The following is a 25,525-nucleotide window of genomic DNA, read 5'->3' as shown; positions in this document are numbered from 1 at the left end:
TTCGCCCGAAGCTTACCTGCTGACAAAAAAAAGAAACCAGACGGTTAGAGTCAAGAAACAAGATAAAATTGAGAAGACAAAGAATGGGAGGATTTAATGAAATTAGATCATCTTATAATTCCCAAAACAAAAGCGCGTCGGCCCGACAAAAAAGCGGGCCTGGGAGTATGGCCTGTGGGGGGAAGCATTTTTTTGTCTTGATGTTTGGTTACTTTGCATCTAAGGTAAAGTAACTGGCCTCCGCGGCCAAGAGCGGACGATGATTGTTATATTCTACAAAGGCTTTTCGTAACCCAAAATCAACATTCTAACACCTCCTCCCACCAATGAACTAATTAATCTAAATCCCCATTCCCAAAAGTATCACCCTGATTAATATCCCCGGTTTCATAACCTTTTTTAAACCAGTACATCCGCTGCGCGCTGGTACCGTGAGTAAAGCTGTCCGGTTCAACATGTCCCTGGGCTTGCTTTTGCAGGCGATCGTCGCCTATGGCGTTGGCGGCGTTCAGGGCTTCTTCTATATCGCCCTTGTCGAGTACTTTTTTCATACTTTGTTCGTAGTGCGCCCATACACCGGCATAAAAATCGGCCTGAAGCTCCAACTTTACTGAGAGTTTATTGTATGCACTTTCACTAAGCCGGGACCGCGCCTGATCCATCTTTTGTGAGATGCCTAAAAGGTTTTGCACATGGTGGCCAACTTCATGTGCTATTACATAGGCCTGTGCAAAATCACCTGGAGCACCGAAACGGTTCTTCAATTCGTCGTAAAAAGAAAGATCAATATATACCTTTGAATTACCTGGGCAATAAAATGGCCCGCTTGCTGAACTGGCATTGCCACAAGCCGATTGAACATAATCCCTAAATAAACTCAACCTTGGCTTTTCATAAGTCCGCCCCATATCGTTGAAAAGCTTTGTCCAGATATCCTCCGTATCAGCCAACACTACGCGTACAAAATGCTTGCCTGCGTCTTCGGGGCCATTATTAGTAGTTTGCTCCTGCCGGGCAGGCTGATTGGTCGCCACCTGGTTAAGTACGGCAGAAGGATCAACTCCGGTAAAAAAATAAATAGCGGCCGCTATCAGGCCAAGCACACCGCCGCCTATGGCTAATCTGCCGCCACCGCCGCCGCGTTCATCATCAACGTTATCGCTTTCGCGTCTGCCAAACCATTGCATATTGTCGCCCCCCGGCCCCCTAAAGGGGGAGTTTTTATACATGATAATGAAAAAAGCCCCTGTTTGTTTTGACAGAGGCTTTACATTTTTTTATTCCCCCTTTAGGGGGTTAGGGGGCGGTTATTTCACAATCTCAAACACCGCCTGGATCTGGAAGCTTAATTTGATAGTTTTAAAATCAATATTTGAATCGCCTACATTGCTATCGGCCGAAGCTTTGAACATCATGGTATTTGCGTAAACACGTGGCTGCGGAAAACTACTGTTATCACTTTCGGTGATGTTAATGGCTCCGCCCAATTTTTCGCCAAGGGCAGCTAACAGGTAAGTCGCTTTATCACGCGCTGCAAGCAGAGCTTTAATTTTAAGGTCGCGTTTCAAATCGGCCATTTTTGAATAGTCGTAACTTTCAATATTGGTCGACTGGATGCCTTTAGGATCAATTTTCGACATGATCTGGTTAAACTTATTCAGGTCACGCACACGCAGACCGTATTGTTTGCTGGCCAAAAAGTCCGGTGCTTTTTTCTTTTGATAAGTGTTGTTCCAGGCCGATACATTGTTCACTGTAAAATCTGACGACGGGATACCGGCATCTTTAACGGCTTTTTCCAGCTGGTCTTCCAGATCATTGATGGCGATGTGCTTTTTGCCGTCCATGTATTCCTGTAGTGATATGGTCACGTTTATAATATCAGGAGTAACCTCCTGCTCGGCAATGCCGGTAACTTCAATTTTACGCCTAAGGTCAACGTTTTGGGCAAAAGCGCCAATGGTAGTTGCTAATAGTGCGGCAAGGATAAATAGCTTTTTCATGTGTATGTTATTTGATAGTATGACTAAGGTAACGTGCATTTAGTTTAATATGTAACAGCAAGGCTACAATTATTTACTAAGCTACTGGTATGCTTGTAAATAAAAAAGGGAGAGATGCAGCTAATTCCCTCCCTTGGGAGGGGCGTGCCGGGATGCGCGGTTGCAGGGAGGGGTTTCTTCGCCATGCATCAATAAAAACATTGTAAAAACCCCTTCCTACACCTTCCCCAGGGAAGGAATCGCACACACCAATTTTATATCTCTTCATTTCCCCCAAACCCTTTACCCCTTTTAACAGTTATACCAAAGCACATTAATTTATTTGATTATGAGATCGATATGGAAAGGTTCGATAGGTTTTGGGCTGGTGAGCATCCCCGTTAAATTGTTTTCGGCGGTGCAAACCAGCTCGCTTGATTTTGATATGCTGGATAGCCGCGACCATGCACGCATCCGTTATCAGCGGGTTAATGAAAATACACATAAGGAAGTACCTTATGATAAAATTGTAAAAGGCTATAAGCTTGATGAGGATTATGTGATTATGGATGAGCAGGATTTTGAAGATGCTGCTCCCGAAAAAAGCAAAGTGATAGAGATAGAGAGCTTTGTTGACATTGCAGACGTAAACCCCATGTTTTACGAAACATCGTACTATACCGAGCCCGATACCAAAAACAATAAAGCCTATGCCCTGCTTATCCAGGCGCTCACACAATCAAAAAAAGCGGGGTTGGCGCGTTTTGTATTACGCAGTACAGAATGCCTGTGCATAGTTCATCCGCTTAAAAATGTACTTGTGGTAACCCGCATCCGCTTTGCGCAGGAGATCCGCGATACGGAAGATCTTAACCTGCCCGATAAAATCGACGTAAGTAAAAAGGAGCTGGACATGGGCCTAACCCTGATAAACCAGTATGCCGAAGATTTTGACGTATCTAAATTTAAGGATGAGTATAACGATGAGCTGCTCAAAATCATCGAAGCAAAATCTAAAGGGAAACACGCCAAAGTCAAAAAGCTTAAACCGCGTAAAACCGGCAGTGACGATCTGTATGATCAACTGATGGCCAGTTTGAAAACAAAGAAAGGGGCTTGATTAAGTCGTAATTCCTTAAAAAGAGTCATGGTGTGTTCTTTTTAGAACTTATAGTTGTAACCGGTTAGACTACTGCTTCTTATCGCGATAAGAATCCCATAGCGGAACACCAACAAATTATCCTATTAATTAATTTATTTTTTAAAACGATAGACTTTGGCGCTGTGTTTGTAGTTACCATCTCACAAAAACATTAAAACATCTACCATGGCAACTACAAAAGTAAAATCACCCGAGCAAACTAATAATGTACAGGAGTCGGCCCTGAACGAATTATTTATCGACGAATTAAAAGACATTTACTGGGCCGAAAAACACCTTTCAAAAGCCTTGCCTAAAATGGCTAAAGCGGCAACATCCGACGAATTACGTTCGGCAATCGAAAACCACCTGGCCGAAACCGAGCGCCAGATCATTCGCTTAGAAGATGCATTCGCTTCTATCGGCCAAAAAGCCGTAGCTGTAAAATGCGAGGCGATGGCCGGCCTAATCAAAGAGGGCGAAGAAATTGTATCTGAAACTGAAAAAGGTAGCATCACCCGTGATGCTGGCATTATTTCGGCCGCGCAAAAAATTGAGCACTACGAAATCGCTTCGTACGGCACACTCCGTACTTTGGCCAGCGTATTGGGCTATGACCATGCCGCCGAACTGCTTGACTCAACCCTGCATGAAGAAAAAACATGCGACAGTCTGTTAACTCAAATTGCAGAAGCAGGGATCAACCAGGCTTCCAAAGCAGAAAAAGCTTAAAGTTTATTAGTTTTTAAGGGCGGTCGCGGGGAATTTTCCTTGCGGCCGTTTTTTATATAAGGACTGTACGTGTTAATAGCATATTAATTAAAATATTTCCCCAAACAACAATTGGCAAGGATTGGTTTAAATTAAATATAAACCGACCCCATGAAACAATTCAAGCTACTCTTAATCATAGCGTTATTTCTATTTTTTGATAGCCTTCAGGCCCAAACCAGTAAGCTCAGCGGCGTGTATGCCGGATGCCAATTTTCTGTTAGTCCGCTGATTGGCGGGGGCATGAACCGGAAGGATGTTGTAATATTATTCAGGACAGATGGTACTTTTAACGACCAGATGGGGCAGCCCGACTGGAGCACAAAAGTTACCGGTAAATACAACATAAACGGCAATACCGTTACCTTAAATTATGCCAAAGGCAACACATCATATACTATAAAAAATGCTACAACACTGCACGGATACGGCTTTCAGTTATTTAAGCTCCAGGGCAGCAGCATTCCGCCGGGTTATTTTGAATTTACCAGCGCCATGGGTTCGGGTGGCGGTTCATCAGGGTTAACCTATGTAGGCTCTTCAAGCCACCGCGGGTTAAATTTTGACAACAAAGGCCATTTCAGTAACTCCCGCAACTCTGCCGTATTAATAGCCGGCGAGAACGTTGGCGGGGGCAGCACCAGGAGCAATAGCGGCAATGGTACCTACAAAATAAATGATGGTGTGCTTACGCTCAACTATAGCGATGGAAAAATAGAAACACACAGCTTTTTTTGTGACCTCGCCGGCAAAACACGCATGGCAGCGGTAGATGGCCGGGTATACTTTTCAAGTGACGATAAGGATGAAGGTAAAACCACAAAAACAGAATTAAGTAACCAACCCGCCATTAAACAACAGCCTGAGGCAAATCCAACCGATGGCATGTCGCTACTTTTAAGGGCAAACAATACACAAGGAGGCAGCAAGCTGGATGTCGTTAAAACAGCAAAGGTTACTGCAACAGCCATGGATATAAAAGTTGTTGAACTTATTGACGCTGTTAACAACAAAGTGCGCATCGAACTATGGAAAAATGGCAGGCTCAGTTCTGTACAACAAACAGAAGGCAGCAACGGCTGGCTGTGGGCCAATGGCAATAAAACCTTATTACCAAAAGATAAAGTAACCGAAGCGCAGAGTGTTCTTTATACCGGTATGCTCGGCCTCCGTAAACAAGTGTTGGATAAGATGCAGGTAGTTAACACCCAAAAAATGAAGAATACCGGCATGTATACTATTGAATGCACACTTGATGGCAACAACTATATTTTTGCTGTTGATGATCAAAACCGGTTAACTGCTTACGGTTATAAAATAGCAGGTAAAATATCATTCTCATTACTATCCGATTGGCGGCCGGTGCAGGGGCTTGTCATCCCCTTTCATGAGGTATCTACATCGGGCTCACAAAAGCTAACTATCCAGTACGATAATTTCGAGATCAACCCCGATCTGGATACGAGGGCCTGGGCCATACCGGCAGGTAATTAAAATACAGCGGCATTTTAGGTAGATGATTTATTGGGCTTTAGGTACAGGTAATCGTTCTTAAAATCAAGGATCATGTTAAAGTGTTTTAGCAAGCCATTCCCAAGGTAATTTATTTCAAAGCCCATCGGGTTCCTTCCGCTCAATATAATGGCTGGCACATTTGTCCGTGTAAAACCGTTAACCCTGAAAAGTGGTGCTTCCACAATTTTCATCTCATATTTTACCCCGCGCGGATCGCTGATGGTAGATGATTTGATAACTTTTAAATTATCGGAGAAGTTTTGGCGGGCTACCCAACCACTATCCAAAATAGCAGCCTGCTCGGAGCCCGTATCCATTAAAAAATTACCGGTGTAGCTTTTACTGTCTATCTCAAAGCTCCCGCTTATGTAAGCAAAGGAATGCGTAAACCCAATTTTCGATTTCACATAGCCTTTCAATGTTCCCCGCAGTTTAGAGTGAATAACGAGCACATTTTTATCGTAGTTAATTTCCACCTGTTTACCTTCAAAAAGGTTCCAGCCAAAGCGACCATCCATATCATCGGCGGTGATATTTGTGGGCAAAATTTCCTGGTTGCGCCAAATCATGCCCCCTATTTGCAGTTTGAGCGCTTTACCAATGTTATTATAGTCAGGCTTTGCTTTACCTGCCAAAACATCAGCCTTGTTTGGCAGCAGCTTTGTTTTTTTCAGGATAGCATCCCTTGTAAAGTGAAAATCAAAAGAGCTAAGGTCAAAATGCAGATTCAGGGTATCAACGTCATTAATAATGGCTTTTACATGAATGGCATTGTGAACACTAAGCGTAAACGGAATTGTATCATTGGTAACGATATTGTTTTTTAATTTATCCTCCGGTGGTATAGCACTTGCTATTTGCGTATAGCAGGAGTCTTTACCATTAAGCAGGATAATAAAATCGTATCGTGTACCGGGTTTAACCTTTACCCTTATCGAATCGATATCAGTATAAAAAGTAACACATTTTGTCGCCCGGGTCCTGTCGGCTGTGTACACATCCGGTCGCGCTTTTGGCGAAAGCGACCATGCATTTCTATCCAGAAAACCGCCATCATTTATAGCCACTTTTTTTGATGTTGCTTTGATCACAGGCAACTTCGACTGACCTGTGGCAAATTGAACCGACAGCATAGATATGAACAGGAAGATATATTTCATCGTTTTCATGAGGTAAGGCACCTAAAGATACATAGCAAATAATCTTTTACAAAACATACCTGTAAATGAATATCATCGACCTTAAAAAACACAAAACTTAAAACTTTTCGGGCCTTGCGGCTATTATATTAATATCTATGAAATTCATTAATTAAAACAAATTATTATGAACTCACTCCTGTATATAATTGCAGTCATCCTGATCATAGGATGGGCAATCGGTGTATTTTTCATGTCAGTAGGCGGTCTGATCCACATTTTATTGGTAATAGCTATTATTGCGCTTTTGTTAGGTGTAATAAGACGCTCGACAGCAATATAACACTGCTGAAAATATAAATCTGCAATAGGCTATTTCCAAAAGGATAGCCTATTTTTTGAACCTTGATGGACTTGATTTTAGGATTACATGATAGATAATGCAGTCAGATAATCTTTTAATCAGGCAAATCAAGGTTTTTTGTATACTTGTTTTATATCATCAGGATAAATCCTTAAATCAAGCGCATCAAGGTTTTGATCATGCAGAAAAACATATACGTTTTACTATTAATCGTTTCAGCAGCCGCAATAAGCGGCTGTTCTCCCAAATTGCCTTATGCAACCACCAATAAAGTGTACCACACCCAAACCGATTCACTGGTTGAAGTGATCAGCCGTGAGCAGCCGGTCATGCTGGTTGACAGCGCGGGCGGGGCTATTCCTTCAGAGTGGGTGGGCACTGTGAATTTTAACCTTCGCAAACCAAACTACGTCATCATCCACTATACCGCGCAGGATTCGGTTAAGCAAACCCTTACTACGTTTACCCTGGTAAAACCACAGGTAAGCGCGCATTATGTGGTGGGTAAAGACGGTAAGGTGTACCATATGCTCAATGATTATCTGCGCGCCTGGCATGCAGGCATTAGCAAATGGGGCAGTATCAGCGATATGAATAGCTGTTCTATCGGTATTGAAATTGATAATAACGGGCACGAACCATTTAATGATGTACAGGTAAAAAGCCTTTTGGCTTTGCTGGCCCAGTTAAAAAAAACCTACAATATTCCGCAGGCCAATTTTATCGGGCACCAGGATATAGCGCCTTTGCGCAAGCCCGATCCGGGCCCGTTGTTTCCATGGAAATTGTTAGCCCAAAAAGGCTTCGGCTTTTGGCGGGAAGAGTTGCTTGAGCTGCCGCCCGATAATTTTGATTATGCCACCGCCCTTAAGCTCATTGGCTACGATATCAGTAACCTGCCTGTAGCAATCGTGGCCTTTAAGCGCCACTTTGTGCAAACAGATGAAACGCCGGTAATGACGCAGCTGGATTTGAATATTCTTTATAATGTGTACAGGAAGTATTAGCCCCCCGGCCCCCTGAAGGGGGAGGGAATCCGGTTTGATTATAAGTGACTATAGTATTTTATAAGTGTAACTATCGCTATCTTTATCAGGCTTTTAAATTGTAATGCAAATAGCGCCCAATCCTTTGCTTTCGTCTATTGTTAAGCACTATTTAATTATAGCGCATGATAAGGCTGCTTCCATAAATTACCGTTTATTTTCTGACGGCAACCCCGGTATAGTTTTTCATTTAAAAGAGCCCCTGTTACAACATGACCCTAATCATACCGTAGCCACTATACAGCCACGGAGTTTTGTTTACGGTCAGATAACTCATTATAATGATATCATTTCAACAGGCAAGCTGTATATGCTGGTGATCGTTTTACAGCCCAATGCCTTATTGCCCTTGCTGGGCATAGTGGCACATGAACTCACCAATAGCATTATACAACTAAAAGACCTGTTTGGACAAGAGGCCTGCGACCTGGAAGAGCAGATTGCCCGGGCTGCAAACCCTTCTGCAGCTATAGCTGTTGCAGGCCAGTTCTTGTTAAAAAAGACATCAGCTATGACTAACAGCGACGGATTTGTTGGCGACGCTGTAAACTCCATTTACAAACACAAAGGCCTTATTAAAGTACAACAGCTTCTTAACATATTACCTGTTACCGAGCGGCAACTGGAGCGTAAGTTCAGTGAGCAGGTAGGCATCTCCCCAAAGAAGTTTATTGATTCGGTCAAGTTTCAAAACTACCTCAAGCAACTTCAAAAGATCCCTTCAACTAAGGATATAGCAATGCTCAGTTATGCCTGCGGATATTATGACCAGGCCCATCTCAACAATTATTTCCGCAAGCATACTGGTGTTACCCCTTTACAATACAAAGCCAATCATAGGCTGCTGGCCATAAACTTCATGCCGATTGTTTAAACAGTAATTGTCGGTTTTCTACAATACTTTCCGACCAACGGATCATAATTTTGAAATAACGCAATTACGATCAGCATATGGAAAACTTAAAAATCGCGACAGCACAATTCGAAAATAAAAGCGGCGATAAAGCTTATAATTTATCAGTTATTGAACAAATGGCGGCCACTGCCGCAGCCGACGGGGCCAAAGCAATAGCATTTCATGAATGTTCCATAACCGGCTATACATTTGCCCGAAAACTTAACAAAGCACAAATGCTTGAGCTTGCCGAAGAAATCCCCGCCGGGCCAAGCATAATCAAATTAACCGAATATGCCCGGCGTTATGACATAGCTATACTGGCAGGCCTGTTTGAAAAGGACAAGGACGACAACCTGTTCAAAGCCTATGTTTGTGTTGATAAAACCGGGCTGATTGCCAAACACCGCAAATTACACCCTTTTATTAATCCGCACCTTTTGCCCGGTACAGCATATACAGTGTTTGATTTGTATGGGTGGAAATGCGGCATACTTATTTGTTACGACAATAATGTAATTGAAAATGTAAGGGCAACTACTTTGCTTGGCGCGCAGGTTATTTTTATGCCCCATGTTACCATGTGTACCCCGTCAACCCGGCCGGGAGCAGGCTTTGTCGACCCGGAGTTATGGAAGCACAAGGAGGCCAATCATGAAATACTACGGCAGGAGTTCGACAGCCTCAAGGGACGGCAATGGCTGATGAAGTGGCTACCTGCCCGAGCCTACGATAACGCGGTTTATGCCATATTCTCCAACCCGATAGGCATGGATGACGATCAGCTGAAAAATGGCTGCTCCATGATCATTGACCCATACGGAGATATCATGGTCGAATGCAGATCATTAGACAATGAAATTGTATTTGCCGAACTAACTCCCGATAAATTAACGAGTGCAGGAGGCTACCGATATATCAAAGCAAGGAAACCTGATTTATACCGGGATATCATCGGCAGTGAACATGAAAGTATTCAAAAAGTGGTTTGGCTTTAATGTGGATTACTTACAAACAAGTGTAAAATACAAACCGTCATTGCGAGGCACGAAGCAATCCCCAAGAAGCAGAGCAGCTATAGAAGTAGCTCTGTATAGTTTGGGATTGCTTCGTGCCTCGCAATGACGCGTGTAAAAGAAGCCGGGACAGAATGAGCTAATTAATCAATCCACTCAAACTTTGTATAAGGCACCAGTACCTCAGGTACTTTAATACCCTTTTCGGTTTGGTTGTTTTCCAGCAGTGTGGCTACAATGCGCGGCAAAGCCAACGCGCTTCCATTTAAGGTATGCGCTAATTGAGTTTTACCATCAGCATTGCGGAAACGCAGTTTAAGCCTGTTGCTCTGGAATGTTTCAAAGTTTGATACTGATGAAACTTCCAGCCAGCGTTGTTGTGCTGCGCTCCAGGTTTCCATATCGTAGGTTAAGGCAGAGCCAAAGCCCATATCACCTCCGCAAAGGCGCAATACACGGTATGGCAAGCCTAAGCTTTGTAGCAAGCCTTGTACGTGGCCGCTCATCATCTCCAATATTTCGTATGACTTATCGGGGTGGGCAATAGTCACTATCTCCACCTTATCAAACTGGTGCAGGCGGTTAAGGCCGCGTACATGCGCACCATATGAACCTGCCTCACGGCGGAAACATGGCGTATGGCCGCAATTACGAACAGGCAGCTGATCTTCCTTCAATATTACCTCGCGGTACATATTAGTGATAGGCACCTCGGCGGTAGGGATCAGGTAAAGGTTATCTACACCAACATGGTACATCTGCCCTTCCTTATCGGGCAGCTGTGATGTACCGAAACCAGATGCTTCGTTCACCATCAGCGGTACGCTTACTTCGCTGTAACCTGCTTTTTCGGCTTCGTCAATAAAATAATTGATCAATGCCCGTTGCAGTTTGGCGCCTTTGTTTTTATATACCGGGAAACCCGCACCGGTTATTTTAACGCCCAATTCAAAATCAATCAGGTTATATTTAGCGGCCAGTTCCCAGTGCGGTAAAGCATCAGCAGGCAACTCGGGCTTTGTGCCGTTCTCTAACACCACTTCGTTATCCTCGGGCGTTAGCCCTTTAGGTACAGAACTGTGTGGCAGGTTGGGCAGCAATACCAGTTTCTGATATAGTTCCTCTTCGGTTGTGGTAAGCTGTTCGCCCAATTTCTTGATCTCTTCTTTCCAGGCACCGGTTTTGCCTTTAAGGCCTTCGGCTTCTTCTTTTTTACCTGCGCGCATCAGGTCGCCAATTTGTTTTGCAGCTGCATTGGCCTCGGCCGAAACGTTATCCATACTGGTTTGAGTGGAGCGGCGCTTGTCGTCCAGTTCAATTATTTCATCAACCAGTTGGAGCTGTTTAAAATTTTTTACAGCCAAACGATCCAAAACCTGTTCCCGGTTATCACGGATATAACTAACTTGCAGCATTATTTTATTTTTTAGGCAAAGATATAATTAGTTCATAGTTTATGGTCCATAGTTCATAGCTGATTTATGAAATTTAAAACCATCAAACCAATATCCATGAACTATGATCTATGAACCATGAACAACCCTACAGGAAAACTATACTTAGTGCCCACGCCGATAGGCAACCTTGAGGATATGACCTTCAGGGCTATCCGAGTACTCAAAGAGGCCGACTTGATCCTGGCCGAGGATACGCGTACATCGGCACCGCTGCTGAAGCACTTTGACATCCATCAAAAAGTATTTTCGCATCATCAGCATAACGAACATCAATCGAGCAATGAAATCATTAAGTTTTTGCTGCAAGGGAAAAACATCGCGCTCATTTCTGATGCCGGTACACCGGCCATTTCAGATCCGGGCTTTTTTCTCGTTCGCGAAGCTTTAAAGTTTAATATCGCTGTTGAGTGCCTGCCCGGCGCTACCGCTTTTGTGCCTGCCCTGGTTAACTCGGGCTTCCCAACCGATAAGTTTTGTTTCGAGGGGTTTTTACCCTTGAAAAAAGGCCGCCAAACCCGGTATAAGTTTTTGGCCGAAGAAGAGCGCACTATCATACTATATGAGTCGCCGCACCGTTTGTTAAAAACGCTGGATGAAATGGCAACCTATTTTGGTGCCGACAGGCAGATCTCAGTATCGCGCGAGCTTACCAAAATATTTGAAGAAACCGTGCGCGGCACTGTAGTTGAAGTAAAACAGTATTTTGAAACGCATCCCCTGAAAGGCGAATTTGTGATGTGTGTTGCCGGGGCAACAGCTAAACCTGCTAAGGGAAAGTATGAGCGAGATGAGGAGGAAGAGGAGTAATTATTGAGTTCCCAAGGGAAAAAGGCTTGAAAACGCTGTAGCCCAAAAGCATATTTAGTATATTTGTTAATACGGTTAAAAACATAGCTTATGGAATTGATCATTGATTTTGATAAAATTAAAGACCAAAGCAAAAAAGAGTGGTTATTGCACACTTTAAAGCTTATGAAAATTGATTTCCAGGCAACCGAAAAGCCTCAAACAATAGAAGAGTATAATCAAGACCTCGAAACCGGGGATGCAGAAATTGATCGTGGAAACTTTATAACCGCCGAAGATTTAAAGATTCAAGCTCGTAAATGGTAACCATTTGGAGCAAAAAAGCTATGGCTGAATTGAAAAAGGCCTATCTTTATATTCTGCTTGATTCCATGCAAAATGCTGAAATAGTGAGAGACGAAATTATCGACGTTACTATGGAACTACCCAAGCATCCCGAAAAATACCCTTTGGATAAATTTAAAAAAAACAATGATGGAACGTGGCGCGCCTTTGAAAAACATCACTATCGCGTTTCATACAGAATTACCCCAGATGCGATCCGCATTGTTAGACTTAGGCACACGAGCCGGTCTCCTTTAAATTTTTAATACCATAACGGTTTAATATACGTTGTCACCCTACATGAAAAAAAACCTACCATTAGCCATACTATCGGGCTTACTTTTATGGATCGCCTGGCCGCCTACCCCTTATACCACATTTTTGTTATTTATAGGCTTTGCGCCCATGCTGCTGGCTATTGAAAATATCATTAAAGATGATAAGCCTAAAAAAGGCAGGCGCGTATTTAATATAACCTTCATAGGCTTTTTTATCTGGAACACATTGTCTGTTTACTGGGTTTACAACGCACTTAAAATAGTGGGCGAACTGGTGGCTGTTCCTATTACACTTATCCCCTATTCGCTTGGCCCCTTGCTTATGGCTGCGGCATGCTGGTTGTATTACCGTTTAAGGCTCGTTGCCCCGCGCTGGACAGCTCTTATTGGATTAGTTTGTTTTTGGATAGGATATGAATACCTGCACCAAAGCTGGGACCTTAATTTTCCCTGGATGACACTTGGTAACGGCTTTGCTGTAACACATCAATGGATACAATGGTATGAATATACCGGTGTTTATGGCGGCACCATCTGGATTTGGGTGGTAAATATCCTGGCCTTTTTAATATATACCGGTTTACGTGAGGCTCAAACCAAAAGCCAAAAAATGGTGCTGATCATAGCGTTTGTAATTGCCATAGCAGCCCCTATTGGTTATTCGTTATCGGTTTATAGCAATTATGTTGAAGAAGTAAACCCGTCAAACATTGTTGTTGCCCAGCCAAATATCGATCCCTACGAAAAAGAGGGCACTATCCCCCCTGCTTTGCAGATCGATATCCTGATCCACCTTTCGAGGCAGGTGGCGCAGCCTAATACCGAATTTTTCATCTGGCCGGAAACGGCTATTCCTGCATATATTGATGAAGAGCAGATAACCCGAAACAACTTTTTTAAGCAAGCCCAGTTCTTTTTGCGGAAGTACCCCAATGGCAACCTGGTTACGGGCGCCGAAACATACAGGCTTTTCAACAACCGGGCTACACCAACAGCAAGCCCATCACCATTTGGCGGCGACCAGTACGCTGATTTTTACAGCACAGCACTTAATATAGAAAACGGCGACCGGGTTCAAACTTACCATAAATCACGCCTGGTGCCAGGGGCCGAATCAATGCCTTTTGGTAAAGCCCTGTCATTTCTAAAGCCCGTATTTGAACATTTAGGCGGGGCAACCGGAGCTTATGCACCCGAAAAGGATGCCAAAGTGCTCTATTCGCAAAGTGGTATCGGGGTCGATCCTGTTATTTGTTATGAATCGATATGGGGTGGATATATTGCCCGTTCCGTAAAAAAGGGGGCGCAGTTCATTGCCATTATTACAAACGATGGCTGGTGGGAAAACACATCAGGTAAAGACCAGCACTTTGATTATGCAAAGCTGCGTGCCATTGAAACCCGCAGGTGGGTTTGCCAATCGGCAAATACAGGGATTTCCGGGTTTATCAATCAACGCGGCGATGTGGTTAAGCATACCGAATGGTGGGTTAAAACCGCCATTAAACAGGATATCAACCTAAACAGCGAATTGACATTTTACGTTAAGCACGGCGATTATCTCCCGCAAACCGGCAGTGTGCTGGCTGGGGTAGGAATGTTGTTTTTGCTGGGAATGAGATTAAGGAAGAAGCAAACGCTAACGGCTTAACTGATTAACTTAACTTGTTAATCAAGTACCGAAAGGGTGGTTTGTATAATATCGTCAAAAAAGGCTTTCTCCGTAGTCGACTTGGCAGATACCTGCATACCTTTCACTGTATTAAAAATGAAACGGGTTAATGCCAGGGCATCTTTTGAATTAGGGATTTCACCGCTTTCCTGTCCCTTTTTTACAGCACTAAGAACAGCATTTTCAAACTGCTGCTCGTTACGGCATATCATGTCATTTACCTCTGTATCGTGCGAGGCTAATTCAATTTCGGCATTTACCATAAAACAGCCTTTGCGTTGTTCATCATTGAGCATATCGCGCATGGTAAGCTCCAAAAGCTTTTTTATAGCTTCTTTTGCCGATGCAGTATTGTTTATAATATTGCACATCTGGCTGCCTCCTGCCTTCTGATAGCTCTCCAAAGCTTTAATATATAAAGCATGTTTATCCCCGAAGGTATCGTACAGGCTTGAACGGCTGATACCCAGGCCATCCACCAAATCCTGCATAGATGTGCCATTGTAGCCCTTATGCCAAAAAATGCAAACGGCCTTGCTCAATACCTCGGCTTCATCAAAATCTTTAGTTCGTGCCATAACAGAAAAGCTTTACCCGTTTTAGGGGCAAAGCTATTCATTTTTAATTAATTGTTAATCCTATGCCTTAACCCGTCTTTGTTTTAACCGGGCAATGCCGGTATAATTACCTTACACCACCACTGGCTATGATAATTTCGCCAGTTAACCAGCGTGAATCATCAGAGGCCAGGAATACTGCAACAGGAGCGATATCATCCGGCTGACCGATACGGCCAAGTGGAGTAGTGCTTTCCATGTGGACTTGAAAATCACTACCGATAAAGCCTGCAGTATGTGTACCTTCTGTTTCAACCATACCCGGGTTAATAGCGTTTACACGGATTTTTTTAGGGCCAAGCTCTTTAGATAATACCTGTGTAATAGAGTCTACCGCACCTTTGGTACCTGTATAAATAGCGCTTTGCGGCGGGGTTATACGCGTTACGGTTGAGCTTATATTGATCACGCTACCGCCTTTATCGCCAAAGCTGGCTACAGCTCCTTTAGTTGCCAATAACAAACCAAGAACGTTGATATTAAACTGACGATGAAATTCTTCTTCGGTTACAGCTTCAATTGGGGTAAACTGGTATACACCGGCATTATTTACCAGGATATCAGCTGCGCCATAAGCCTCATGGGTTTCAGCAAAAATACGGTCTACATCTGCGCCTTTTGACACATCACCCTGTACCGCAATGGCTTTACCACCATTGCCAACAATATCGGCCACTACTTTATCTGCGCCTGTTTTATCCGATGCATAATTTACCACAACTGATGCGCCTTCTGCTGCTAAACCTCTTGCTATTTCAGCGCCAATACCTTTTGATGCCCCTGTTACTACTGCTACTTTGTTCTCTAATTTTTTCATTTTCTGGAAGATTAATTTAATTTTGGAATAATCGTTCCGCAAAAGTAAATTTGTTTTGGAACAATCGTTCCGGAATTAATTTTTATTATCCGGGGATGACAAATGGGGATGCCTGCAACTTGTAAACACTATAAGTAAAGAAAAATGTCATTTCAATAGAGCGTGGGTGGCAAGAGTCATGAGGCGAAAGAGAAATCCTATGTAGCCTGTTGAACCATAGCACAAGTGGAGGCATGATACACAAGATTTCTCCTCAAACCTCCCTGCCCGTTCGCCGAAATGGCAAGCGGTTTTATTGATGATGCTTTGTATGAGAAACCCTACTCTTCCGTTGCCATCTCATTCCGTTTCAAAATAAAGGCCATGAGGTCATTTATGGGCTGTTTAATGATTTTGCCTGTTTTTACACCATGGAGATGGCATAATGAAACAAGTTCTTCGGAAAACGAATAAGCAATGGAGCCAACAAAGTGGCATTTATATTTATGATACTCGGGATACGATTTTATATTGGTTTCAATAAATTCAACCAAGCCGTCAACCAGCATGGAATGCCCGTATTCGGTAACTTTAATTTCGCTTACAAACTTGCTGAATGATGCCAGGTAAGTATTAGCATTGGGCTTTTGATATACATTTTTGATTACTACCTCTTTATTGAGATGATAGGCCTTATCAAATTTCTGGCTGATGTCATGCGGCATATTGCCATATAAAAAATCGGTGATCAGCTTTTTGCCAAACCAGGTGCCCGAACCCTCATCGCCCAAAACAAAGCCAAGACCGTGCTGTCCGTCGTAAATGTCTTCGCCGTCAAAAAAGGAAATGTTACTGCCGGTACCCATTACACAACAAATACCCTTTTCATTGCCGCAGGTTGCATAGGCACAACCTAACAAGTCGCTGTCTACGCTGATATAGGCTTTACTAAAATGTGTACTAAGCGCGTTTGATACTATCTCGTGCCTGTCGGGGCTGCTGCAGCCTGCACCAAAAAAGTAGATCTCCGAAATCTCAGCTGCAAGAGCCACCATTTCGGGGGCCTGGTCAATTATGACGCGCGCTATCTCCTTTTCGGTTAAAAAATATGGGTTTAATCCCGCGGTAAGGAACGAGCGGGTTTCCTGGTCTGAAATGGTCAGTAGCCAGTCGGTTTTTGATGACCCGCTATCTGCAACTAAAATCATTGACAAATTTCTTCGAGCGCTTTAACAGTAAGTGGCTTATGGATAAACTGTGTAATATGTTTATTATCGCTTGACTGCCTTAAATCGGTAGGATCAAGCGATGATGACAGCATATATATTTTTATCCCTTTTTTGGCAATTTCTAAACCGTCAAATTCATGCAGAAACTCAAAACCGCTCATCATTGGCATCCTGATATCTAAAAATATAACGTCGGGGTTTACCGATCCGTTTTTTAATGATTCAATAGCCTCCATCGGCGATTGACGCACAACGATATTCTCGGCAAAATTGCTGCTCTCTAAAACCCTGCGCGTTATAAAGTTATCAATGTAGTTATCATCAATAAGCAGGCAGGTTTTAAAGGGGACGGTCATGTTTCAAAAATAAGTTTTTAAACTTATTATTAAAATATTTTTTATTGGATGTTAATACTGTTGGTTATTTGCTTTAACATGATCTCGGCCTGCTTGCTTTGGTACTGCGCGGCAAAGAATTTTGATTGTGCATCAAGATAATTGCGCTGTGCTTCCCTTACTTCAAGCGGGGTTATGTTTCCTAACTTATATTTATCAAGCGTAATATCCAGGTTCTTTTTGTTGAGGTTTACGTTGGCTTCTTCCAGTTTCACCAAATCAAGCCCTGAAAGGTAGGCTACAAACAGGCTGCTAATCTGGCTTTCGATGTTCAGCTTGGTTTGTTTTGCAGCAATCCCGGCATTATCAATCTGGATCTTTGCGTTTTTTTCGCGCCTGTTTTGATTAAAGCCGTCAAAAATATTAATGCTTGCGGTAAGCCCGTAATTAAAGCCGTGTACATTTTGTGATACGGTAAAACCAGCAGGTGTTTTACTGTTGGTAAACACATAACCAGATGTTAAACCCACCTGCGGATAACGCGTTGAGCGTACCTGTTTAAGGTTGATCTCGGCCAGGCGCTGATTAATTTGCGCCGATAATATACCCGGGTTTTGCAGCTGGGCATTGTTAAGCACATCGGCAAGGACTAACTTTTCATCCACCACGATGGTATCAGCCACAGAAAAATCTGTTTGCAGATCGCGGATGAGCAACTGGTTAAGCTGGATTTTGGTCGACTTAAATAACTGATACTGGATAACCAGGTTGCCTGTATCGGTATTCAGGTTCACCTGCGCGTTAAGCACATCAAGCCTTGAAGCGCGGCCTACATTAAACTTATCCGTAGCAATGCGTAGCTGCGTATGCGAGATCCCTATAGCCCCTTTAAGCGCCTTGATCTGTTCGTTTTGGCTAATCAGGTCGTAATAAGTGTTTACTACATTGGCCACTGTACGCTGTACGGTATCCTGTAAGCGCAAAATCCCAAGCTTATCAAGCTGTTTCAACTGGTCGTAAGTGGCAAACATATTGAAGCCATCAAAAATAGTCCAGTTAAGGTTTACACCATAGCTGTTATTTGAGTTATGCGCGTTAATATTATTATCCTTACCGGTATTGAGCGTTTGTTTGGTTGACTGGCGACTGTTGTTATCCGAAAAATTGCCGGTTAGCTGCGGCAAAACACCCGCATTACCAAGCGTAACATTGTTTGACGCTATGGTTGAGTTGTTTTGCGACAACTTGATATTATAGTTATTCTTCAGTGCAATTTCTACCGCATCTTTTAAAGTAAGCAGCGGTGCATCCTGCTGGGCTAAAGCAACGGTTGATACTATTGCCAAACAAAAAACCAGGCAGGTTATTTTTTTGATCATCATATTAAATTACAGGTTTTCGATCAGTTTAGGTTCATGGTGATGCGGATGACGTGCGGCTTCGGCCATTTCTGCTTCGGCAGCCATATCTTCGGGATCGTGGTCATGGTCTTTACGGGTTTTGGCAGCCAGCAACAGGTACATCATCGGGATAATGTAAAGCGTGAGTACCAATGAAAACAGCATCCCACCCATAATAACAATCCCTAACGATACACGGCTTTTTGCACCGGCGCCAAGCGCAAATGCAATAGGCACGGAACCAAGCACCACTGCTAAGCTTGTCATTAGTATAGGGCGTAAACGTGCTGTGGCCGCTTCAACAATAGCCTCATATTTAGCTGCCCCCTGCTCCATTCGCTGGTTAGCAAACTCAACGATTAAGATCCCGTTTTTGGTTACCAGCCCCACCAGGGTGATGATCCCAATCTCGCTGAAAATATTAAGGGTTTGGTTAAACAGCCACAGTGATAAAAACGCACCCGAAATAGCAAGCGGCACGGTAAGCATCACGATGAACGGATCCATAAAGCTTTCAAACTGGGCTGCAAGTACCAGGTAGATGAGCAACAAGGCAAAACCAAAAGCAAAAAGGATGTTTGATGAACCCTCGGCATAGTCACGCGAAGGGCCGCTCAGCGCGGTGCTGAAAGTATCGTCAAGCAGGCTTTTGGAGATCCTGTCCATTTCCTTAATACCATCGCCAACGGTATAACCCGGGGCCAAACCTGCCGAAAGTGTTGCCGATTTGTAACGGTTAAAGTGGTAAATAGCCGGCGGCGTAGCACCTTCGGTGGTTTTAACCACGTTATCCAGCTGCACCAAAGTTCCTTTTGAGCTACGCACATAAATAGACCTCAGGTCAAGCGGCTGATCGCGGTTGGCACGGTCAACCTGTGCAATTACCTGGTACTGCTTACCGTTTATCAGGAAATAATCCAAACGGCCGGCACTATAATAAAGCTGCAGTGTTTGGGCAATATCATCAACCGAAACACCTAAATCGCGGGCACGCTCACGGTCGGTAACTACGCGCAGCTCGGGTTTGGTAAATTTCAGGTTAACGTCTGTACCCTGGAAAACAGGGCTTTTTGATACCTCGGCAAAAAATGTTGGCAGCACCTTACGGATCTTTTCAAAATCCTGGTTCTGGATAACGTACTGTACCGGCAAGGATGTTTTTGAACCCGAGCCGCCGCCGCTGATAGTTTGTTCCTGTACTACAATGGCACGGGCATCAGGCATCCGCCTCAGTTTGGCATTAAGCCAGTCGGCAAGTTCCTGCTGTGTCCGCTTCCGTTCGTCAGGGGCAACAAGCCCTACCCTGCCAAAACCCGTATTTGACGCGCCGCCACCACCAAATGATGGCGAAACAATTTCAAGGTTAATGTTTGCCTCCGGAATTGAGTCCTCCACCAGGTTAGCCACCTTATCCATGTATTTGGTCATGTACTCGTAAGTTGCACCTTCCGAACCGGTAACACTGTAACGGAGCAGGCTACGGTCGTCAAGCGGAGCAAGCTCCGAGGGGATAACTTTTACAAGTATCCCAATGATAACAATAGATGCCGCCAGGATAACGAACGATATCCATTTACGCTTCATGAATTTAACGAGCGATTCGGAATACGAGTTGATCATATTTACAAAGAATGGCTCCGTTTTTTCATAGAACTTTGATTTCTTTTGATTTTTACGGATCAGCTTTACGTTAAGCATTGGAGTTAACGAAAGGGATACGAAAGCCGATATCAACACCGCCCCCGCTACCACTACCGCAAACTCGCGGAATAAACGGCCGGTAAAGCCCTGTAAAAACACAATTGGTAAAAACACTGCCGCCAGCGTAACCGATGTGGATACCACCGCGAAAAAGATCTCAGCCGAACCTTCAAAAGCCGCCTTTCGGATGGCCATACCAGCCTCTACCTTTTTATAGATGTTCTCCGTTACCACAATACCGTCATCCACCACCAGGCCTGTTGCCAGTACTATCCCCAAAAGGGTTAATATGTTGATGGAAAAACCGAAGATGTACATGATAAAGAATGCACCGATTAATGATACCGGGATATCTATCAGCGGACGGAAAGCGATAAGCCAGTCGCGGAAGAAAAGATAGATGATAATTACCACCAGTACAAACGCAACGATCAGCGTTTCCTGCACTTCGGATATCGACTGGTTAATGAACCGGGTATTATCCAAAGCCACTTTTACCGAAATATCGGGCGGAAGATCTTTCTTGATCTGCTCTAAACGGGCGTAAAAATCTTTGGCTATCTGCACATAGTTAGCACCAGGCTGCGGCACAAGAGCCAAAGCAACCATGGGTACGCCCGATTCTTTAAATATGGTTTCCTCGTTTGCAGAGCCCAGTACAGCATAACCAATATCGCTCAGCCTGATCACCCTGCTGCTATCTGCACGGATAATGAGGTTATTAAAATCTTTTTCGGTTGCAAGTTTACCCAGGGCCCTGATGGTAACCTCGGTATTGTTCCCTTCAATTTTACCGGCAGGCAGCTCCACGTTCTCTTTAGCCAGAGCGGCACCTATATCGGTAGCCGTAACGCCAAGGGCCGAAAGCTTTTTAGGATCTATCCACAAACGCATCGCATACTGGCGCTGCCCCTGTACGTTGATGGTACTTACGCCGGGGATAGTTTGCAGGCCTTCCAGTAACACGTTCTCAGCATAATCATCCAGCTGGTTTATGTTACGGGTATTGCTGCTTACGGTAAGGGTAATGATCTGGTCGGCGCTGGCGTCGGCCTTGGTTACTACCGGCGGGGCGTTAATATCCTGCGGCAGCTGGCGCTGGGCCTGGCTCACTTTATCGCGCACGTCGTTAGCGGCGGTTTCTAAGTCGGCATCAAGGTCAAACTCAACCGTAATATTACTTTGTCCAACCGAGCTTGTTGACGAGATATTACGGATACCCGGCACACCGTTAATTGATTTTTCGAGTGGCTCCGTTATCTGCGATTCGATTACATCGGCATTGGCGCCCGAGTAACTGGTGGATACCGAAATGATGGGTGGATCTACCGAAGGAAAATCCCTCACCCCTAAAAACTTATAGCCGATAATACCAAACACAACAATAACCACAGACATTACTGTTGCCAATACCGGCCGTTTAATACTTACTGAGGATAAACTCATATTGGTTTATTTAATAACTTTTAAAATTTTCAAAGGCACTTTTGGTCGCATCTGGATCAGGCCCGACACCACTACGCTATCGCCGGGCTGTAAACCTTCAATAACCTGGATCTTGGTATCGGTGCGTAAATCTGTTTTTACCGGTTTTGATACAGCAATGCCATTGTGGTAAATCCAAACCAAACTACTTTTCAAATCGGGAATAACCGCTTCTGTTGGCAGCAGGATAGTTTTAGGAATTTGATCAAGTGTTAAATTGATCTTGGCAAAACTGCCCGCGGTAAGTACCCCTTTAGGATTTGGAGCTTTAGCACGCACGGTAATGGTGCGCGAGCTTGCATCAATTGACGGATCAATAGCATATACGGTACCCACAAAGTTTTCCATCGAGCTTTCAGTTTTGAACCTGATTTTACTACCCGGGCCAAGTATAGAAAGGTACCTTTCAGGTACAGCAAAAGTTACTTTAGCCGGATCGATATTAACCAGATTAGCAATTGGCGATGATGGTGACAGGTAACTGCCGGGGCTCACATTTCTTAAACCTATAGTGCCCGAAAACGGTGCACGGATCTCGGTACGGGCAATCTGCGCTTTAATTACATCGGCAGCTGCCTTTAATGAATTTAGCGAGGTTAACGAGGTATCATATTCTTCCTGGCTTATGGCTTCCTTTTGAAGTAACTGACGGTTACGGCTTTCCTGTTGTTTGGCCAATGCTACCTGGTACTGGTTTTGCTGCAGCGATGCTTCTAAATCCTGGTTGTAAACTTTAACCAGCAGTTGCCCCTTGGTTACCTTAGTGCCTTCATTAAAATAGATCCCTGTAATATTGCCTGCAGTCTGGCTTATCAGGCTTACCTTTTCATTGGCGTCAATGGTACCGGTAATATCAATGATGTTATTTACTGCGGTATCTTTAACTATCATTACATTAACCCCTACCGGACCGCCGCCTTTTTTCTTATCACCCTTGCCCGAAGCCATAGCCGCGGCCGATTTCTTTGCTCCCTCGCTAAAAAATTTGTTGTAAATTAAATAGGCAACCAGCAGGGCCAGCGCCGTGTAAATAATATATTTCGTTTTCATACTTTGTTTAATCCGTGTGTGATTTAGCTTGTAGGGTTGTTTCGGGTGATATTAATGGTTTTAAATTTTTATGCATTCGGGTAAGTACGCTTTCAAACACCTGCATATCGGCTTCGGAGATGCCTTCAGTAATATTGGCGTTGATGTTTTCAAATGTTTCGATGATCTGGGGTACGGCCAGTTTTGCCTTCTCCGTAACCCGGAGTAATTGCTGCCGCCTGTCGTTCGGGTTGTTTTCGCGGTAAACAAAGCCTCTTGACGAAAGCAGGTTGATGATGTTCACCATGGCCGATTTGTCCTTGCCCAGCAACTGCGCCAGCGCATTTTGGGTAAGCTGCCCATCATGAATGTAAATAAGCGAAAGTATGTAATGGTACCGCGTAACCTCCAGATGGGTGGTATGCTTAACCAATACATCCAGGTACAATTTACCTAAGCGTAGCAGCTTGCGCGAAATAGGTTCAATCAGTTCCATTGCTTTATAATCGATGTAAAACTAATAGCATAACATTAACAATAGTTGCATGTATCAACCATTTTACAACGGTGTTTATGCCGCAGATCACCACATATATAACGGATTATATAATTTTTATAAATTGCGGACATGAAACCAATTAGACTGACCACGCTATTTTTTTTAACTATTTTTACTATGACTACAACTATCAGCAAGGCGGCAAACACGGCACAGATAACTTACAATGTTTCGTTTCCTGAAGCCCAGGCCCATTATGCCGATATTGAAATGCATATTACCGGACTGCAGCAAAACACACTTGAGCTTAAAATGCCGGTATGGACACCCGGCTCATACCTGGTACGCGAGTTTGCTAAAAACATCGAATCGTTCAGCGCGGAAGCCGGTAGCAAAGCCATCGCATCGCCAAAAATCAATAAGAACACCTGGCAAATTGTTACAAAGGGAATTTCTGCCATAACAGTAAAATACAGGGTTTACGCTTTTGAAATTTCGGTACGTACCAGCTTTATTGATGCATCCCATGCCTTCCTGTCAACTACCGGGATCTTCATTTACCCGACCAATATGCTGCACTCGCCAGCTACTATCCATATCAAACCATATAAAAACTGGGATAAAGTTTCAACCAGTTTGGAAATGGTAAATAATGACCCCTTTACCCGTTTATCACCAAATTTTGATATTCTGTTCGATTCGCCCATTGAAGTAGGCAACCAGGATGTTTTTGGCTTTGACGCCTCAGGCGTTCATTATGAAATTTGTATGTATGGCGGCGGCAATTATGATAAGGAAAAATTAAAAGCCGATATCCACAAAGTTGTAGACCAGGAAGCTGCTGTTTTTGGCGAAAACCCAAACAAGCACTATGTATTTATAGTACACAATCGCCAGCGTAACGGTGGTGGTTTGGAGCACCTGAGCTCAACAGTTTTGGGTGCATCGCGTGATAGTTATGCTAATGACAAAGGATATCAAAGCTTTTTAGGCCTGGTTGCCCATGAGCATTTTCATTTGTGGAATGTAAAGCGCCTGCGCCCGATTGTATTAGGCCCCTTTGATTATGATACCGAAAACTATACTACCAACCTTTGGATAGCCGAAGGTTTTACCGAGTATTACCAGGGCATCATTGTTCGCCGTACGCAGCTGTTCCCTGTTCAAAATTATTTTGATGTTTTGGAAAGCGAGTTCAACATCCTCGAAAACCTGCCCGGTAAGGATTTACAAACCGTTGCCGAATCAAGCTTCGATGCCTGGATCAAGGCTTACCGCCCTAACGAAAACTCTAACAATACCACTATATCATACTACAATAAAGGTGCGATTATTGGTATGATGATTGACCTGGAGATCATCAATAGCAGTAAAGGTAAATTCTCCTTAGATGATGTAATGAAGTACATGTACACCCAGTATTATAAAACCCTGAAAAGAGGCTATACTGATGCCGAGTTCAAAGCAGGCTTTGAAAAATTCGCCGGTAAAAAACTGGATGATTTTTATGCCAAATACATCAACGGCCTTACCCCTATCGACTATAATAAATACTTAGGCTATGCCGGCTATAAGGTAGTTGATGAACTGGCTGATAAAAACGATGCAGCCTTAGGTATTACTACGGTTACAACCGCTGCCAAAAAAATCATTGTAACAGGTGTACAACGCGGCACATCTGCTTACATCGATGGCATTAACGTAAACGACGAGATCACCGCTATAGACGGTACACCGGCTACCGATGCCGCGGCTTTGATTAACGGTAAAAACCCGGGCGATAAAATTCAGGTTACCGTAACCCGCGATGGGCAAGCTATTATCCTCCCGGTTACCTTGCTGAAAAGCAACCGCGTTAAATACAATATTGTTACTGTTGACAGCCCAACCGAACAGCAACTGGCTGTACGGAAGAAATGGCTGAGCTTATAGAAATGTTTTTAAGAAATGAAGGCCGGCTGAGAAGCTGGCCTTTTTCTTTGGTTAAAATCAGAGATATTATGATTAATTTATATGATTTGCTTAGC

At 43.7% G+C, this 25,525-nt stretch carries 24 protein-coding genes; 12 read left to right on the top strand and 12 right to left on the bottom strand.

Annotated features, from left to right (window positions below):
- Positions 1–335: 335 nt before the first annotated feature.
- Both ypfJ and ACFFGT_RS30775 read right to left on the bottom strand, forming a co-directional pair.
- Entirely contained in the window at positions 336–1,187 is an 852-nt protein-coding gene (gene ypfJ, locus ACFFGT_RS30780; protein ID WP_377026457.1) for a KPN_02809 family neutral zinc metallopeptidase, read from the bottom strand.
- 120 nt (positions 1,188–1,307) lie between these two features.
- Complete coding sequence (locus tag ACFFGT_RS30775) at positions 1,308–2,003, bottom strand: SIMPL domain-containing protein (protein ID WP_377026355.1); 696 nt, start codon at positions 2,001–2,003, stop codon at positions 1,308–1,310.
- A 328-nt stretch (positions 2,004–2,331) separates the two neighbouring features.
- Between ACFFGT_RS30775 and ku the strand changes: the two genes are divergently transcribed.
- The 3 genes from ku to ACFFGT_RS30760 all read left to right on the top strand — a co-directional run bounded on the left by ku (position 2,332) and on the right by ACFFGT_RS30760 (position 5,388).
- On the top strand, positions 2,332–3,102 hold the full coding sequence (gene ku, locus ACFFGT_RS30770) for a non-homologous end joining protein Ku (RefSeq protein WP_377026354.1): 771 nt from the start codon (positions 2,332–2,334) through the stop codon (positions 3,100–3,102).
- A 207-nt stretch (positions 3,103–3,309) separates the two neighbouring features.
- The gene (locus ACFFGT_RS30765; RefSeq protein ID WP_377026353.1) at positions 3,310–3,855 is read left to right on the top strand and encodes a YciE/YciF ferroxidase family protein; all 546 of its coding nucleotides are present in this window, start codon (positions 3,310–3,312) and stop codon (positions 3,853–3,855) included.
- Positions 3,856–4,005: 150 nt separating this feature from the next.
- Positions 4,006–5,388, top strand: a complete 1,383-nt coding sequence (locus ACFFGT_RS30760) for a hypothetical protein (RefSeq protein ID WP_377026352.1) — start codon at positions 4,006–4,008, stop codon at positions 5,386–5,388.
- A gap of 14 nt (positions 5,389–5,402) precedes the next feature.
- On the opposite strand, the gene ACFFGT_RS30755 is transcribed toward ACFFGT_RS30760, so the two are convergent.
- Complete coding sequence (locus ACFFGT_RS30755) at positions 5,403–6,578, bottom strand: hypothetical protein (RefSeq protein ID WP_377026351.1); 1,176 nt, start codon at positions 6,576–6,578, stop codon at positions 5,403–5,405.
- A gap of 157 nt (positions 6,579–6,735) precedes the next feature.
- Between ACFFGT_RS30755 and ACFFGT_RS30750 the strand changes: the two genes are divergently transcribed.
- The 4 genes from ACFFGT_RS30750 (at position 6,736) to ACFFGT_RS30735 (ending at position 9,851) form a co-directional block, all read left to right on the top strand.
- Positions 6,736–6,891, top strand: a complete 156-nt coding sequence (locus ACFFGT_RS30750) for a lmo0937 family membrane protein (protein WP_377026350.1) — start codon at positions 6,736–6,738, stop codon at positions 6,889–6,891.
- A 200-nt stretch (positions 6,892–7,091) separates the two neighbouring features.
- On the top strand, positions 7,092–7,919 hold the full coding sequence (locus tag ACFFGT_RS30745; protein ID WP_377026349.1) for an N-acetylmuramoyl-L-alanine amidase: 828 nt from the start codon (positions 7,092–7,094) through the stop codon (positions 7,917–7,919).
- A 103-nt stretch (positions 7,920–8,022) separates the two neighbouring features.
- Positions 8,023–8,832 carry a DUF6597 domain-containing transcriptional factor gene (locus ACFFGT_RS30740; protein ID WP_377026348.1) on the top strand — a complete coding sequence of 270 codons (810 nt, stop codon included), beginning with the start codon at positions 8,023–8,025 and terminating at the stop codon, positions 8,830–8,832.
- Positions 8,833–8,909: 77 nt separating this feature from the next.
- Complete coding sequence (locus ACFFGT_RS30735) at positions 8,910–9,851, top strand: nitrilase family protein (protein WP_377026347.1); 942 nt, start codon at positions 8,910–8,912, stop codon at positions 9,849–9,851.
- A gap of 161 nt (positions 9,852–10,012) precedes the next feature.
- Here the strand turns inward: ACFFGT_RS30735 and serS are convergent, their stop codons facing one another.
- Positions 10,013–11,284, bottom strand: coding sequence for a serine--tRNA ligase (gene serS, locus ACFFGT_RS30730; RefSeq protein WP_377026346.1), 1,272 nt, complete (start codon positions 11,282–11,284; stop codon positions 10,013–10,015).
- Between the two features lie 117 nt (positions 11,285–11,401).
- On the opposite strand from serS, the gene rsmI reads away from it, so the two are divergent.
- The 4 genes from rsmI to lnt all read left to right on the top strand — a co-directional run bounded on the left by rsmI (position 11,402) and on the right by lnt (position 14,386).
- Positions 11,402–12,133, top strand: coding sequence for a 16S rRNA (cytidine(1402)-2'-O)-methyltransferase (gene rsmI / locus ACFFGT_RS30725; protein ID WP_377026345.1), 732 nt, complete (start codon positions 11,402–11,404; stop codon positions 12,131–12,133).
- A 90-nt stretch (positions 12,134–12,223) separates the two neighbouring features.
- On the top strand, positions 12,224–12,439 hold the full coding sequence (locus ACFFGT_RS30720) for a hypothetical protein (protein WP_377026344.1): 216 nt from the start codon (positions 12,224–12,226) through the stop codon (positions 12,437–12,439).
- On the top strand, positions 12,433–12,723 hold the full coding sequence (locus tag ACFFGT_RS30715) for a type II toxin-antitoxin system RelE/ParE family toxin (RefSeq protein WP_377026343.1): 291 nt from the start codon (positions 12,433–12,435) through the stop codon (positions 12,721–12,723). Before ACFFGT_RS30720 ends, ACFFGT_RS30715 begins: the two co-directional genes overlap by 7 nt.
- Before the next feature lie 34 nt (positions 12,724–12,757).
- Positions 12,758–14,386: an apolipoprotein N-acyltransferase gene (gene lnt / locus ACFFGT_RS30710; RefSeq protein ID WP_377026342.1), complete on the top strand. Its 1,629-nt coding sequence runs from the start codon at positions 12,758–12,760 to the stop codon at positions 14,384–14,386.
- A gap of 17 nt (positions 14,387–14,403) precedes the next feature.
- On the opposite strand, the gene ACFFGT_RS30705 is transcribed toward lnt, so the two are convergent.
- From ACFFGT_RS30705 to ACFFGT_RS30670, 8 genes are all read right to left on the bottom strand, one after another.
- Positions 14,404–14,985 (bottom strand): TetR/AcrR family transcriptional regulator, encoded by a 582-nt coding sequence (locus ACFFGT_RS30705; RefSeq protein WP_377026341.1) that lies wholly within the window; start codon positions 14,983–14,985, stop codon positions 14,404–14,406.
- Positions 14,986–15,091: 106 nt separating this feature from the next.
- Positions 15,092–15,841 (bottom strand): SDR family NAD(P)-dependent oxidoreductase, encoded by a 750-nt coding sequence (locus tag ACFFGT_RS30700; RefSeq protein ID WP_377026340.1) that lies wholly within the window; start codon positions 15,839–15,841, stop codon positions 15,092–15,094.
- Between the two features lie 320 nt (positions 15,842–16,161).
- The gene (locus ACFFGT_RS30695; RefSeq protein ID WP_377026339.1) at positions 16,162–17,028 is read right to left on the bottom strand and encodes a BadF/BadG/BcrA/BcrD ATPase family protein; all 867 of its coding nucleotides are present in this window, start codon (positions 17,026–17,028) and stop codon (positions 16,162–16,164) included.
- Positions 17,025–17,405 carry a response regulator gene (locus tag ACFFGT_RS30690; protein ID WP_377026338.1) on the bottom strand — a complete coding sequence of 127 codons (381 nt, stop codon included), beginning with the start codon at positions 17,403–17,405 and terminating at the stop codon, positions 17,025–17,027. Before ACFFGT_RS30690 ends, ACFFGT_RS30695 begins: the two co-directional genes overlap by 4 nt.
- Positions 17,406–17,446: 41 nt before the next feature.
- Positions 17,447–18,766, bottom strand: coding sequence for a TolC family protein (locus ACFFGT_RS30685; RefSeq protein ID WP_377026337.1), 1,320 nt, complete (start codon positions 18,764–18,766; stop codon positions 17,447–17,449).
- Positions 18,767–18,772: 6 nt separating this feature from the next.
- Entirely contained in the window at positions 18,773–21,931 is a 3,159-nt protein-coding gene (locus tag ACFFGT_RS30680) for an efflux RND transporter permease subunit (RefSeq protein ID WP_377026336.1), read from the bottom strand.
- A gap of 6 nt (positions 21,932–21,937) precedes the next feature.
- On the bottom strand, positions 21,938–23,020 hold the full coding sequence (locus ACFFGT_RS30675; protein WP_377026335.1) for an efflux RND transporter periplasmic adaptor subunit: 1,083 nt from the start codon (positions 23,018–23,020) through the stop codon (positions 21,938–21,940).
- Positions 23,021–23,027: 7 nt separating this feature from the next.
- Entirely contained in the window at positions 23,028–23,495 is a 468-nt protein-coding gene (locus tag ACFFGT_RS30670; RefSeq protein WP_377026334.1) for a MarR family winged helix-turn-helix transcriptional regulator, read from the bottom strand.
- Positions 23,496–23,675: 180 nt separating this feature from the next.
- Between ACFFGT_RS30670 and ACFFGT_RS30665 the strand changes: the two genes are divergently transcribed.
- Positions 23,676–25,430, top strand: a complete 1,755-nt coding sequence (locus ACFFGT_RS30665) for a M61 family metallopeptidase (RefSeq protein WP_377026333.1) — start codon at positions 23,676–23,678, stop codon at positions 25,428–25,430.
- The last annotated feature ends 95 nt before the right edge of the window (positions 25,431–25,525 follow it).

The organism is Mucilaginibacter angelicae (assembly GCF_042434235.1).
In the GTDB taxonomy this organism is placed as follows: Bacteria; Bacteroidota; Bacteroidia; order Sphingobacteriales; family Sphingobacteriaceae; genus Mucilaginibacter; species Mucilaginibacter angelicae.
Note: the sequence above shows the minus strand (reverse complement) of the source record. Positions and strands in the feature narration are given on the sequence as shown.

Excerpts from the sequence above, each read along its gene's own strand:
- ACFFGT_RS30775 (WP_377026355.1), bottom strand. The coding sequence starts at position 2,003 with ATGAAAAAGCTATTTATCCTTGCCGCACTATTAGCAACTACCATTGGC.
- ACFFGT_RS30760 (WP_377026352.1), top strand. The coding sequence starts at position 4,006 with ATGAAACAATTCAAGCTACTCTTAATCATAGCGTTATTTCTATTTTTT.
- ACFFGT_RS30765 (WP_377026353.1), top strand. The coding sequence starts at position 3,310 with ATGGCAACTACAAAAGTAAAATCACCCGAGCAAACTAATAATGTACAG.
- serS (WP_377026346.1), bottom strand. The coding sequence starts at position 11,284 with ATGCTGCAAGTTAGTTATATCCGTGATAACCGGGAACAGGTTTTGGAT.
- ACFFGT_RS30700 (WP_377026340.1), bottom strand. The coding sequence starts at position 15,841 with ATGAAAAAATTAGAGAACAAAGTAGCAGTAGTAACAGGGGCATCAAAA.
- ACFFGT_RS30670 (WP_377026334.1), bottom strand. The coding sequence starts at position 23,495 with ATGGAACTGATTGAACCTATTTCGCGCAAGCTGCTACGCTTAGGTAAA.
- ACFFGT_RS30720 (WP_377026344.1), top strand. The coding sequence starts at position 12,224 with ATGGAATTGATCATTGATTTTGATAAAATTAAAGACCAAAGCAAAAAA.
- ku (WP_377026354.1), top strand. The coding sequence starts at position 2,332 with ATGAGATCGATATGGAAAGGTTCGATAGGTTTTGGGCTGGTGAGCATC.
- ACFFGT_RS30695 (WP_377026339.1), bottom strand. The coding sequence starts at position 17,028 with ATGATTTTAGTTGCAGATAGCGGGTCATCAAAAACCGACTGGCTACTG.
- ACFFGT_RS30690 (WP_377026338.1), bottom strand. The coding sequence starts at position 17,405 with ATGACCGTCCCCTTTAAAACCTGCCTGCTTATTGATGATAACTACATT.
- ACFFGT_RS30665 (WP_377026333.1), top strand. The coding sequence starts at position 23,676 with ATGACTACAACTATCAGCAAGGCGGCAAACACGGCACAGATAACTTAC.
- ACFFGT_RS30755 (WP_377026351.1), bottom strand. The coding sequence starts at position 6,578 with ATGAAAACGATGAAATATATCTTCCTGTTCATATCTATGCTGTCGGTT.
- ACFFGT_RS30735 (WP_377026347.1), top strand. The coding sequence starts at position 8,910 with ATGGAAAACTTAAAAATCGCGACAGCACAATTCGAAAATAAAAGCGGC.
- ACFFGT_RS30715 (WP_377026343.1), top strand. The coding sequence starts at position 12,433 with ATGGTAACCATTTGGAGCAAAAAAGCTATGGCTGAATTGAAAAAGGCC.
- ACFFGT_RS30680 (WP_377026336.1), bottom strand. The coding sequence starts at position 21,931 with ATGAGTTTATCCTCAGTAAGTATTAAACGGCCGGTATTGGCAACAGTA.
- ypfJ (WP_377026457.1), bottom strand. The coding sequence starts at position 1,187 with ATGCAATGGTTTGGCAGACGCGAAAGCGATAACGTTGATGATGAACGC.
- ACFFGT_RS30685 (WP_377026337.1), bottom strand. The coding sequence starts at position 18,766 with ATGATGATCAAAAAAATAACCTGCCTGGTTTTTTGTTTGGCAATAGTA.
- ACFFGT_RS30705 (WP_377026341.1), bottom strand. The coding sequence starts at position 14,985 with ATGGCACGAACTAAAGATTTTGATGAAGCCGAGGTATTGAGCAAGGCC.
- lnt (WP_377026342.1), top strand. The coding sequence starts at position 12,758 with ATGAAAAAAAACCTACCATTAGCCATACTATCGGGCTTACTTTTATGG.
- ACFFGT_RS30675 (WP_377026335.1), bottom strand. The coding sequence starts at position 23,020 with ATGAAAACGAAATATATTATTTACACGGCGCTGGCCCTGCTGGTTGCC.
- ACFFGT_RS30750 (WP_377026350.1), top strand. The coding sequence starts at position 6,736 with ATGAACTCACTCCTGTATATAATTGCAGTCATCCTGATCATAGGATGG.
- ACFFGT_RS30740 (WP_377026348.1), top strand. The coding sequence starts at position 8,023 with ATGCAAATAGCGCCCAATCCTTTGCTTTCGTCTATTGTTAAGCACTAT.
- ACFFGT_RS30745 (WP_377026349.1), top strand. The coding sequence starts at position 7,092 with ATGCAGAAAAACATATACGTTTTACTATTAATCGTTTCAGCAGCCGCA.
- rsmI (WP_377026345.1), top strand. The coding sequence starts at position 11,402 with ATGAACAACCCTACAGGAAAACTATACTTAGTGCCCACGCCGATAGGC.